Source organism: Sorangium sp. So ce302, assembly GCF_051530145.1.
GTDB lineage: Bacteria > Myxococcota_A > Polyangia > Polyangiales > Polyangiaceae > Sorangium > Sorangium cellulosum_B.
Window position 1 is genome coordinate 8,131,301 of record NZ_CP150326.1, and the last position, 10,996, is coordinate 8,142,296.

The following is a 10,996-nucleotide window of genomic DNA, read 5'->3' on the forward strand; positions in this document are numbered from 1 at the left end:
AGTTGCCAGTACAGGGCGCTATGGGCTCGACCCGGACCGCGTGGCACGCGCTGCTGCGCCAGCGCCGCCCGCGCCATTTTCAGATCCAAAGCGAGGTGCCCTTGTCGACGGAGCCGCCCCGGGCCGATTACCTCCTGCTGCGCAACGACGCGCCGGGCGAGGTCCGCGAGCCGGCGGGCACGTTGCGGAGGCTCTGGTCGCTCTTGCCCAGGGAGACGATCGTCGAGTTCAAGAGCGTCCGGCGCACCTACCGCAGCCGCGACCTCGACCGGCTCTGGGGCTACCTGTCGCTGCACTACGCGGGCGCTGGGAAGCGGCTCGGACCGCGCCGCGACCTGGCCGGCGTGTTGCTGCTGCCGTCGCGTACGCGCTCGCTCGACGCCGATGTCGCGGCGCTCGGGCTGGTCTGGCGCGACCTCGCCGGCGGCTACTGGCAGCTCCAGGGAGCAGCGTTCGCGCTGTACGTGGTCGAGCTCGCCACGGTGGCCGAGGCCGAGGGCGACGATCTGCTACACTTGCTCGGTCACGGCACGGCGCGGACGGCCGAGGCGCGCCGTTGGCTGGCCGAGCAGGTCGGTGCGGAGGAGATCGCGATGGCGATGCGCGAGCTGGAAGGCTTTGACGAGGTGCTGCGGACGCTGCTGAAGAAGCTGCCGATCGAGACGCTTCTGCCGGCGCTGCCGGTGGACGAGTTGCTGGCGGCGCTGCCGCCCGAGCAGCGGGCCGCGGGGCTGACCCCCGAGCAGCGGGCCGCGGGGCTGACCCCCGAGCAGCGGCTCGCCGGGATGCCGCCCGAGCAGCGGCTCGCCGGCCTTCCGCCCGAGCAGCGGCTCGCCGGCCTTCCGCCCGAGCAGCGGCTCGCCGGGATGCCGCCCGAGCAGCGACTCGCCGGCCTTCCGCCCGAGCAGCGCGTCGCAGGGCTCACCCCCGAGGAGCGGCTCCTCCTCGTGCCTGACGAGACGTTGCGGCTGCTGCCCGACGACTACCTGCGCTCGCTTCCAGAGGATGTCCGGGCGCAGATCCGCGCCCGGATCGGCCGCCCGCTCTAGCGAGGCGCAGGGGCTCCGTGCGGGAGCCGCTCTCCCGGTACAGCCCTGCGGGGTTGTGCTCCACGTCGAGGATCTCCCAGCGGTAGTAGCTGAAACTTCCGCTCTCGAGCTTCCACAGGACCTCCCCATGACTCGGGATCCGGATGCCCCGGAACGTGCCCCACTCCGAGCACGCCACGGACCAGGGCGTGAGCTTCGCGTCCGCGCCGCCGCCGAGATAGCGCTCGGCCTGCAGCCCGACCACGCGCCCCTGCTGATCGAACGTGAACACCGCCGATGCGACCTTCCCTGCGTGGCGCATCGTCGCCTTCGCGCTCGTCGCGTCGATCGACTCCCACGCGATGTAGGGGCGGAGCGCCGCTGACGGGAACCAGACGATCTCGCCCAGAAAGCGCAGCATGGCGCCCTGGTCGATCTTCTCGTCGGCCGCGTCGACGATGTTGACGAGCGACGCCGCCTTGATGAGCATCTGGCCGTTGCCGGCGGCGTACTTGTCGCGGCCCTCGATCGGGAGGATGCCCATCATCTTCGTGGTGACCTTCCAGACGAACGCAGGCTCGTCGACGGAGAAATACTGCTCGGCCTCCACGGACATCCAGGCGGCGTCGGGGCTGGTCCGGAGCTCGCCGCGCTGCTTCAGCCGGACCGTCTGAGCCCTTTCCCGGCCGACGACGCCCGAGGCCTCGAGCCAGGTGCGCACCGGCGCGGGCAGGCGCTCGAGCTCGGAGGGCTCGACGCTGGAAGCGCGCGGCTCCGCGGGGCGCGCGAGAAGCGCTTGGACCTCCGAATCGACCTCATGGCTGAAGCGTGCGTGTGCGGCCGCGGACACGATCGGCAAGAGGAGGAGCACGTTGACGAGCGTCCCGAACTTCGCCTGGGGCCACGCGAGGACGATGAGGCCCTGAGAGAGGAGCACGCCGATGAGCGCCAGCGCCCACCATGCGTCGTGCCGCAGGACGCAGAGCACTGCCGCCGCGAGCAGCACGAGAAGCGCTGCGAGCCAGAGCAGGGCGAAGATCCGGCTTCCCGTGGGAGAGAGGGGCACGAGCGTGCGATCGCTCGGCTGACCGCCGGCAGCGAGCTTCGACCACTCGCGGTATCCGATGCGGTGAATCGCGCCGTGGAGCGCGATCAGGAGGGCCAATCCGAGCCGCATGACGTGTCTCTTTCCCGGAGTCGCCTGCTGCGCCCAGCCGTCGATTGGTCGCCTGCAGCCGACTCCGTCTCTCACGTGCTCTTTTTCATTTGCATTTGCAGCCCGCGTGCCAAACCGGGAGCGACGCCGAGGGCGCGGTCGATTCGCGCGGAACCGAGCGCCGAGAAGCGCAGCCCGGCCATCGTCCACGCAGATCTTGCGCGCCCCGTTCGCCGTCGCTGCTGCACCTGTTGGGCTCGACTTCGACGAGGTGTTGCGGACGCTGCCGACGAAGCTCCCAATCGAGGCGTTAGGCGTGCAGCCTGGTAGGATTGAAGAGGACCGCGTCCGCGTGGCCGTCGCCGTTCACGGCCGCGTCATCCTTCGGGCTCCGGCAGGCAGCAGACGGTGGTCGGGTACGGCTCGCCGCCGGCCGGCTCGCAGAGCCCCAGCTCGTTGACGTCCCATTCGGCGCGGATGCTGCCGAGGGCCGCACCATCCTCCTCGGGAAGCAGGCACCGATCCGCCCCGCCGGCCGTCACCGGCGTCGTCCCGAGGAGCGCGCCCTCGCTGCACGCGCGATCCGAGTAGGCGCTCACCCGCGCGACGCACTTCCTCGGCGTGCGGCTGGGCACGCAGACGCACGGCTCGCAGCTCCGCTCAAGGTCTCGATCATAGAAGGTGAGCTTGTCCGAGAACCTGGGCCGCTCCCCGGGACCGGCGGGCGGATAGCATTCGTGAGGCCCCTCGTACTGCGAGATCATGCAGTACCGCCACCCGGGGGGCACGTTGGTCTCTTGCTGGTCGACCATGCACACGTCGCCGATCTCCGGACACCGGTTGCTCGTCACGACGCCACTGCACGCGACCGCGATCTTCGCAGGGCTATTCGGTGGAGAGGGCTCGCCCACGGTGGACGGCGTGCACGAGCCATCCGGCCCCGGCGCGATCCAGATCGCGCTGAACTCCTCTGCCGGCACGGTCCCCGGAGACGTGCATTCGCCTTGCCAGTTCCACGGCGGATTGAACGGCCTGAGCGTCTCCGCAGGGGTGTTCTCGCACGACGCATCCGAGTGCGCCGCAACGATCTCCGGCATGGAGCAGTACGGAACGCTACAAATGCACTTGGGACAGGGCTCGTCGCCCGGCAGCAGCGTCCGGAACCGGAAGGACGTCCTCGAGGCGATTTGCACCGTATCGCGGCTCTGGAGGTCGAGGCCGGTGAGGTCCTCGCACGCCGGCTCGGGGTCGTCAGCGTCTCCGATCCACAGGAGCATCGGCTTGTGAAAGCTGTCCATCGGTTGTATCACGCACTTCCCGGCGCAGACGCCGTTGCTCGTGCCGTCCTCGTTGGTGATGAGGCAGGGATTCCACGGCGAGCCGCACGGCGGCTCCGCGCTGCCGCAGCCGCCCGCGACCAGCGCGCCGCCCAGGCCCCCCAGCGGCAGCGTGATCAACGCGCGCAGGAGCCACCACCTTCTGTTCCACCTCATCGCGACCTCACCGCCTTCCCCACGCGCTCCCGAGGAGCCCGCATACCCCGAACCTTCGGTTGGCTCCTGCCGCGGGCGGTGCGCCCGCCGCGCGCCGGTGTTCTCGACCAGGCCGTCACGGCGCCTCCAGCACCTTCGGCAGACAGCAGACCGTCTTGGCCCTGCCGTCCACCTTGTCGTCGGGTTTACCGCGCGTCGGCTTGCACGTCCCGGGCTCGTTCGAGAGCCACGTTGCGCTCACGCTGGCCAAGCTGGAGGTCGGCTCAGGAACCAGGCAGATCCCACGCTCGTTCACATCGACGCCGAGGAGGATGTCGCTGCAAGCGGCATCCTCCCAGGCGACCACGAGCGCCTCGCACCGGCTCGTCGCCGGCGCCTCGCAGGTGCACGGCGAGCAACCCGGCGTGGTCTCCAGGTTCACATAGAACACCCCCACCCTGTCCGAGAAGATCTTCCGAGGGTCCGCTCCTCCCTCGGGCTGCTGGCAGCCCAGATCCCCATCCCCGACGATGCAGTGGCGCCAGCCGTCGGGCAGATGGGCCGGCTGCTGCTCGAGCATGCAGAGCTCCCCCTTTCCCGGACACAGCTCGTCCTCCACCACACCGCTGCACCCGACGGCGACCTCGCCCACGCCTCCCGAGAGGGGCTGCGGGGGCTCGTCGGCCACGATCGGCGTGCACGGCTCCCAGATCGCCGGACCGATCGAGAGCGAGCCGAGCTGCTCCGCCGCCACCGTGCCGGGCGACATGCACGATCCGTCCCAGCCTGCCGGCAGAAGGAACGACGTCTGCGTCCCCGCGCTGCCGTCGCCGCACGCCTCGATCGACCTCGCCGTCACGGTCTGCGGGAGCGCGCACGCCGGCGCCGTGCACGCGCAGGCGGGGCAGCCGTGCGCCGGCTCCGGCACGGCCCGCGCGAAGAGCGTCCGCGTGGCGTCGGTGAGCGGGATCCGCTCGCCGGTCCCGGGGACGATCCGCACGAGCTCGGCGCACGACGCCGGCGCGAGCACCTCGGGCCCCGTCCAGACGAGCTTCGGCGCGCCGAAGGAGTCCGGCGGCGCGTGGACGCACTGCCCCCAGCAGTGCCCGTTGCTGGTGCCGTCGTCGTTCCGGATCTCGCACGCGACCGCCTCCGCGCAGTCGTACCCCCCGGCGCCGCCGCACCCGCTGGCCGCCGCCACCCCTCCGAAGCCGAGGAGCCAAAGCCCTGCCAGCCCTCTCTGCCGCACGCTCCGCATCAGCACCGCTCCTTCCGGCTCCGGCGCAGCCTCACCAGCTGCCAGAGAAGATCACGCCCCCGCCATGCGCAGCCGCGAACGGCGCCGCGCGCACAGCGCGCTTTCCCGGCTCCGGCGCCCACAGGAGCGACGAGAGCGCGACCGCGCCGGCGACGCCGGCGCCGATGAAGCTCCCCCATGCGGCGGCCTTCAGCGTGTCGCGCGCGTCGATCATCTCGCGCAGCACACCGCACGGCTCGGCGTATGCCTTGGACAAGCACGCCGCCGCCCCGTTGCGCTCGCGGATCTGGGCCGCCTGCGCCTCCGCCTCCCCGCCGCGCACCGCCGCGCACCGCCGCGCACCGCCGCTGCCACGGCGAAGCCTGTCCCCAGCGCGACCCCGGCCGACGCGAGCGCGAACCCGCCGACGCGGAACACCGTTCCCGCCGACGGCCCCCTGGGCGCCGCGGGCGGCGCAGGCGCAACCGGCGCAGGCGCGACCGGCGGCGGGGGCTCGGGCTCCAGGTGGAGGCCGACCATCGACTCCTTCCCCCGCTGCGCCTCGAACGGATAGACCTCGTCGACATACCCCTCGAGCGTGCCACGCGCCTCGTGCCGCCCCGGATCGAGATAGACGAAGTACATCCCCTGTCCGCGGCCGATCGACCGGCCGTCGATGAACACCTCGGCCTCGGGCCGGCTCACCGCGACGGTCGCGGACGAGATCTCGCGCTCCGCCTTCTCGAGCCCCGCCCGGAAGCGCCGCTGCACCGCCGGCTGGAGCGTCTCCGGATACAACAGCGACTCCCGCAGGTGCTCCGCCGCGTCCCGGGACCGCCCGAGCGCGAGCTCCGACAGCCCGAGCTCCCCCGCGAACTCCGGCCGCGGATCCGCCTTCCACGCCGCGCGATACGACGCCTCCGCGTCCTGCCACCGCCCCGCGCGCCGCGCCTTCTCGCCCCGCGCGAACGCCGCCTCGGCCTCGGAGCGCATCGTGACCGCTCCGGACGGTCCAGCAGAAGGCTCCTCCCCGACGGCCACCGCCGCGCGACTCCACACGACAGCTGCGGCGACCACGGCGAGGAGCAACCGTCCTGTGGACGCCATCTCCGCGGCATACTACGCGGCGAGTCTCTTTTCGGTCAAGCCGCCTTGGTCCGGAGAAAGTGACGGAATCGACACGATCGTCAGGCAATTCTGGTCGCGCCGCGAGAATGCTGGCCCTGCTGCGCTGCGCGCCGAGCGCTCGCGCGACAGGCCTGCCTCGGCTCAGCCCGACATGCCGATTTTCAAATGTCGAACGAGCTCGCCAGGTAACTACGCAGGCATGGGGAAATCGTCTCGCAAAACCGACAGCACCGCCGCGGAAGCACCGCTCACCATCGAGGCGATCATGGCCGAGCACCTGGAGACGGTCCGCCGCTACGTCGAGCGGCAGGGCTTCCGCGGCGCGGATCGAGACGACCTGGTCCAGGAGATCTTCCACGGCGCCTCGCGGTCGCTGCCCCGGTACGATCCCCGCATCGCCAGCGTGCGCACCTGGCTCCTGCGGATCGCGTTCAACCTGACTTCCAACGAGCGCAATCGCGCCCATCGCCGGCACGAAGAGCTGTGGCCGGAGGAGGCGCTGGAAGGCCTCTCCAGCCGAGCGCCGGATTCCGAGACACGGCTCATCGAGGCGCAACAGAGCGATATCCTCGCGGGTCTGCTCCAGGAGGTCCCTCCGCGGCGCCGCGCGATCCTTGTCGCGCACGACCTCGAGGAGGAGGCGGTCCAGGACATCGCCGAGGAGCTCGCGATGCCACGCAATACCGTGTGGAACGACCTCCGGCTCGCGCGGCTGAGCCTCGACGCCGCCGCGCGGCGCTGGCGAGCGCGGAGACGCGGCCGTGGCGCCCTGATTGCGCCGCTCGCCTTCGCGTTCGGCGCGACCGAAGCGCGCGCCTCGTCGGGGCCGCTCCACGGAGGCCGGCTGCGGCGGCTGCTCGGCCTGGCTCGCCGCGCCTTCCGGCGCGCGCTGTCTCACGGCGCGGCCCGCCCGGCGGCGAGCTCGTGGAACGCGTCGCTGGCACCCCCACGTGCCGTCCGCCGATCGACGGCCAGCGCCGCAGCCGGCGTTGCGGCGGGCGCGCTCGTCCTGCTGGCCGCCGGCGGGCGCGGCGAGATCCCGCCGCCGAGCGCCCATGCGCTCGCGCTTCGCTCCCCGCAGGCCGCATGGCCCGCTCAGCGCGGCAGCGCCGTCCCCTCGGGCCCGGAGGTGCCCTCGGAGGAGCGGGCTGAAAGCGACGTGAGCGGCGCCCTCACGACCGCGCGCCGCGACCCGGCGAGCCCGCGATACCCGCCCGGCCCTCGTCGGGGCGAACGCATCCAACTGCCCTCCTCCGAGGCCCGGCTGATCCGGCAGGCCTTCGCGGCGCTCGCCGCCGGTCGCCACGACGCCGTGCGGCTCCTGCTCGAGCAACACCGGCGCGACTTCCCGCGAGGCGCCTACGCAGGAGATCGCGAGGAGCTCCTGCGACGGCTGCGGGCGGCGGCGCACCGCGACTGATACGCGGTCGCGGCCCGGTCAGCCGCGGAGAGCGTCCGATTCGTGCCATTCCGTCCCGTTGAGCCCGTCAGTCGTTGCCATGGCCCCTCGCGCTCTGCCAACATCAGCGCGTTTTGCTCAACCCAAGGAGGCGCCTATGGCAGACCCCTATATCGATCCTTTCGAGACGAAGATTTATGGCAAGTTCGCGCGCGAGCAGATGGCCGCGGTCCTGATGGGCAAGGTCGCTGCCCTCGACGGCATGGTCGAGTTCGCGATGGGCAAGCAGCTCCTCGCCGATCAGGCGATGTCCGAGCTCCTCGATCGCCAGCCCAAGCCGGCGCCGGAGCTCGACAGCGCCGAGGTGCTCGACGAGGCGCGGGACGTCATCGTGCGGTTCGGCTCGTACCTCGACTCGCTCAAGGGGAGGCCGGTCGATCCAAGGCTGTTCTTCCGCGGCGAGATGCCGAGCGTCCTCGCGCGCCGGCGGATCACCAAGCTCACCGCCGCCGTCGGGCACATCGCCGACGAGCTCGAGAGGCAGCGCGAGAAGGTCCGCGGCGCGGACGCATGGCTGACCGAGCTCAGGGAGGTGCACGAGAAGCTCGGGATCCTCGAGCGGCAGCAGCGCGCCACGCGCGTCGAGCGGCTCGAGCTCGGCCCCGAGGTGTCGACCGCGCGCGAGGCCTGGCTGGGTGTCTACAACGCGAACAAGAGCCTCGTGCGCGGGCTGCTCGCCCACCTGGGCAAGCCCGAGCTCCTGCCGCTCATCTTCGACGACCTGGCCGAGGTCCACCGCGCGACCGGCGTCAGCGACGCCCTCCCGCCCGGCCAGCCGGCCGCGCCGGCACCCGCGCCGTCCGCCCAGCCGGGGGCCTCGCCGGACGCGTGAGCCCGCGGCCCGCTGCAAGGCTTGATGCAAGTCTTGCAGCGGGCGACTCGGTCGCCGAGTCAGCCGTTTCAAGGCTTGAGACGGCCGACTCGGGCGGCCAGAGGGGCGGCTCAAGGCTTGAGACGGCTGAGTCGGCGGCCGAGGGAACCGTTTCAAGCCTTGAAATCGCCGGCTGGGCGACCGAGTCGGGCGTCTCAAGCCTTGAAGCGGGCTACAGCGCGCCGGGGAGGACGATTTCAAGGCGGCGCGGACATCCTCTTGTTGCTGATCAGCTCGGATTTCCTCGCAGCGGAGGACACAGAGGCGTGGATCGGGCTCGCGCAGCAGCGGCGCAAGCTCGAGGGCACCCGGGTGATCCCCGTTCTCCTCCGGCCGGCGGTGCTCCCCGTGGACCTCGAGGCGCTGGCGCCGCTCCCGCGCAACCGGCGGCCGATCTCGACCTGGGCTACGCAGGGGTGCTCGCTCGCGTCCGCAAGTCCATGGCGTAAGCGCATCGGCCCGCGCCCAGCGCAGCCAGGCGTGTCGTCAAGACGGCACGGACTCAATCGACAAATTCCAGTGGCGGGTTTCGGTCGCCCGCTCGTCCTGTAGGTCGCCACGCGCTTGCCGAGCTCGGAAGCCTGGCGGCTGAGGCAGGGGGCGGTGGCTGAGCCGGGACGCATCACGTCGCCTGGCTTCTGCGCGTGGCGCGCCTGCTAGGCCGCGCGGCATGCGGCGCAGCAGACGCATCGAGGTCACCTTTGAGCCCACGCACCGGTCGGCGGAGCAGCTGAAGCTGGCCTACGCCATCGTGGTGCCGCCGAGCCGGCGCGAGGTGCGTTCGGAGGTCGACGCGCTGGCGCGGCGACAGCCGACCGAGGTGCCTCGATCGCGTGGCAAGGGAGGGAAGGCTGCATGAAGAAGGTCGCGCTGTACGCGCGTGTTTCGTCGGATCGGCAGACCAGGCAGGCCACCGTCGACAGCCAGGTGGCGGCGCTGAAGGAGCGAGCCTTGGCCGACGGCCATCACGTCTTGCCGGCAGACGTGCACGTCGACGATGGGTGCAGCGGCGCAACGCTGATCAGGCCGGCGCTGGAGCGGCTTCGCGACCGCATCGCCGAGGGGGTGGTCGATGTGCTGTACGTCCACAGCCCCGACCGACTTGCGCGACGCTACGCCTACCAGGTGCTGCTGCTCGAAGAGTTCTCCGCGCGCGGCGTCTCGATCGTGTTTCTGCAAGGCGCGTCCGGGGTAAACGCGGAGGACCAGCTGCTGGTTCAGGTTCAGGGGATGCTCGCCGAGTACGAGCGAGCGCGGCTCGCGGAGCGATGCCGTCGCGGGAAGCTGCACCGGGCCAGACAAGGGATGGTCAACCCGCTGTCGACCGCTCCGTACGGCTACCGCTACGTGCGTCGCTCGGACGCCGAGCCGGCGCACTACGAGATCGTGCGGTCGGAGGCGAACGTCGTGCGCGCCATCTTCGACGCCTTCGTGCACCAGCAGACGCCTCTGCGGACGATCGCGCGCAGGCTCAACACGCAGCAGATCCCGACGCCCAGGGGTGGCTGTTGGAGAGGGTCAAGGTTGCACGAGCTGCTCCGCAATCCGGCCTACATGGGGCAAGCGGCCTACGGCAAGCGCGAGTCGGTTGAGTCGCGGCCGCTCCGGCCTCGCCGGAGCAAGCCCCGGATAGCGCGCGGCGGTGCAAGGACACATCGGCGAAGACCGGCCGACCAGTGGATCTCGATCCCGGTGCCGCCGATCGTGTCGGCCGAGGTCTTTACCGCCGCGGGCGAGCAGATGATGCGCAACAAGCAGCTGTCGCAGCGGCACGCGCGAGGGCAACGCTACTTGCTGCAGGGCCTCGTTGTCTGCGCGCGCTGTGGTTACGCCTTCTGCGGCCGGTCGGCCTCGAAGCCGTCGAGCTCCGTCATCTACCGCTACTATAGCTGCACCAGTGTGCAAGCGGTGCGCCACGGAACTGCCCGTGCTTGCAACAACCCCTCGGTACGCGCCGAGATGCTGGACGCGCAGGTCTGGGATTCGGTGCGGCAGGTGCTGCAAGAGCCCGAACGACTCGAAGAGGAGTGGCTGCGCCGCAGTGCCGCCGATGGCGCTGCGGCTGATGCGCAGCTCGAGCGCGCTCAAGCCGAGCGATGGGTCGTCCACCACCAGCGCAGCCTCAAACGGCTGTTGGATGCCTACGAGGCAGGCGCGATCTGCTTGGAGGAGCTGCTGCCGCGCGCCGAGCGCCTACGCGAACAGATCCGAAGGGCAGAGCAGGCCGTCAAGGAAGCCGAGGACAGGCTCTCCCAGAACGCGGTCCTGAGCGCCGTGGTCACGCGGCTGCAAGACTTCGCCGAGCGCGTTGGGCGGGGTCTGGAGCACCTCGATTGGCAGGGGCGCCGTCAGTTGATCCGAACCCTGGTGGCACGGGTGGAGATCGACGAGGAGCAGGCGACGGTCGTGTACCGGTTGCCCTCGTCTGGCGGACGTCCGGGCGGCGGCCACGTGGATCCGAGCGCGCCGTCCAGCTCATCGGCCGGGTCCCCGGGTTGTCGATTGAGTCCGTGGCGCCAAAGCGTCGCGAGCGCCCCGAAGCTAGCGAGCCCGACCGAGGCATCCTTGAGGATCTCGAGGGAGGGCGAGCGACGATTCGGGGCGCTCGCGACGCTTTGACGACACGCCCCACCGAGATCCCCTCG

At 71.2% G+C, this 10,996-nt stretch carries 9 protein-coding genes and 1 pseudogene; 5 read left to right on the forward strand and 5 right to left on the reverse strand.

The features are described 5' to 3' along the window. Positions 1–95: 95 nt before the first annotated feature. Positions 96–1,049 carry a hypothetical protein gene (locus WME73_RS30600; RefSeq protein ID WP_437917446.1) on the forward strand — a complete coding sequence of 318 codons (954 nt, stop codon included), beginning with the start codon at positions 96–98 and terminating at the stop codon, positions 1,047–1,049. Between the two features lie 70 nt (positions 1,050–1,119). Here the strand turns inward: WME73_RS30600 and WME73_RS30605 are convergent. The 5 genes and pseudogenes from WME73_RS30605 to WME73_RS30625 all read right to left on the reverse strand — a co-directional run. After that, positions 1,120–2,205, reverse strand: a pseudogene (locus WME73_RS30605) (DUF6544 family protein); the annotation flags it as partial. A gap of 356 nt (positions 2,206–2,561) precedes the next feature. Next, positions 2,562–3,677 carry a hypothetical protein gene (locus WME73_RS30610; protein WP_437911845.1) on the reverse strand — a complete coding sequence of 372 codons (1,116 nt, stop codon included), beginning with the start codon at positions 3,675–3,677 and terminating at the stop codon, positions 2,562–2,564. A 115-nt stretch (positions 3,678–3,792) separates the two neighbouring features. After that, positions 3,793–4,914: a hypothetical protein gene (locus WME73_RS30615; protein ID WP_437911846.1), complete on the reverse strand. Its 1,122-nt coding sequence runs from the start codon at positions 4,912–4,914 to the stop codon at positions 3,793–3,795. A 31-nt stretch (positions 4,915–4,945) separates the two neighbouring features. Beyond that, positions 4,946–5,128 carry a hypothetical protein gene (locus WME73_RS30620; protein WP_437911847.1) on the reverse strand — a complete coding sequence of 61 codons (183 nt, stop codon included), beginning with the start codon at positions 5,126–5,128 and terminating at the stop codon, positions 4,946–4,948. Beyond that, a complete protein-coding gene (locus tag WME73_RS30625; protein ID WP_437911848.1) occupies positions 5,125–6,000 on the reverse strand; it encodes a tetratricopeptide repeat protein in 876 nt (291 codons plus the stop codon). Before WME73_RS30625 ends, WME73_RS30620 begins: the two co-directional genes overlap by 4 nt. Before the next feature lie 220 nt (positions 6,001–6,220). Here WME73_RS30625 and WME73_RS30630 point away from each other — a divergent pair, with 220 nt between their 5' ends. The 4 genes from WME73_RS30630 (at position 6,221) to WME73_RS30645 (ending at position 10,970) form a co-directional block, all read left to right on the forward strand. Continuing rightward, positions 6,221–7,441 carry an RNA polymerase sigma factor gene (locus tag WME73_RS30630; RefSeq protein ID WP_437911849.1) on the forward strand — a complete coding sequence of 407 codons (1,221 nt, stop codon included), beginning with the start codon at positions 6,221–6,223 and terminating at the stop codon, positions 7,439–7,441. 136 nt (positions 7,442–7,577) lie between these two features. Beyond that, positions 7,578–8,312: a hypothetical protein gene (locus tag WME73_RS30635; protein WP_437911850.1), complete on the forward strand. Its 735-nt coding sequence runs from the start codon at positions 7,578–7,580 to the stop codon at positions 8,310–8,312. A gap of 709 nt (positions 8,313–9,021) precedes the next feature. Next, the gene (locus WME73_RS30640) at positions 9,022–9,210 is read left to right on the forward strand and encodes a hypothetical protein (RefSeq protein ID WP_437911851.1); all 189 of its coding nucleotides are present in this window, start codon (positions 9,022–9,024) and stop codon (positions 9,208–9,210) included. Next, positions 9,207–10,970: a recombinase family protein gene (locus WME73_RS30645; protein ID WP_437911852.1), complete on the forward strand. Its 1,764-nt coding sequence runs from the start codon at positions 9,207–9,209 to the stop codon at positions 10,968–10,970. Before WME73_RS30640 ends, WME73_RS30645 begins: the two co-directional genes overlap by 4 nt. The last annotated feature ends 26 nt before the right edge of the window (positions 10,971–10,996 follow it).

Coding starts and splice junctions, on each gene's coding strand:
- WME73_RS30630 (WP_437911849.1), top strand. CDS start 6,221: ATGGGGAAATCGTCTCGCAAAACCGACAGCACCGCCGCGGAAGCACCG.
- WME73_RS30640 (WP_437911851.1), top strand. CDS start 9,022: ATGCGGCGCAGCAGACGCATCGAGGTCACCTTTGAGCCCACGCACCGG.
- WME73_RS30635 (WP_437911850.1), top strand. CDS start 7,578: ATGGCAGACCCCTATATCGATCCTTTCGAGACGAAGATTTATGGCAAG.
- WME73_RS30610 (WP_437911845.1), bottom strand. CDS start 3,677: ATGAGGTGGAACAGAAGGTGGTGGCTCCTGCGCGCGTTGATCACGCTG.
- WME73_RS30645 (WP_437911852.1), top strand. CDS start 9,207: ATGAAGAAGGTCGCGCTGTACGCGCGTGTTTCGTCGGATCGGCAGACC.
- WME73_RS30615 (WP_437911846.1), bottom strand. CDS start 4,914: ATGCGGAGCGTGCGGCAGAGAGGGCTGGCAGGGCTTTGGCTCCTCGGC.
- WME73_RS30620 (WP_437911847.1), bottom strand. CDS start 5,128: ATGATCGACGCGCGCGACACGCTGAAGGCCGCCGCATGGGGGAGCTTC.
- WME73_RS30625 (WP_437911848.1), bottom strand. CDS start 6,000: ATGGCGTCCACAGGACGGTTGCTCCTCGCCGTGGTCGCCGCAGCTGTC.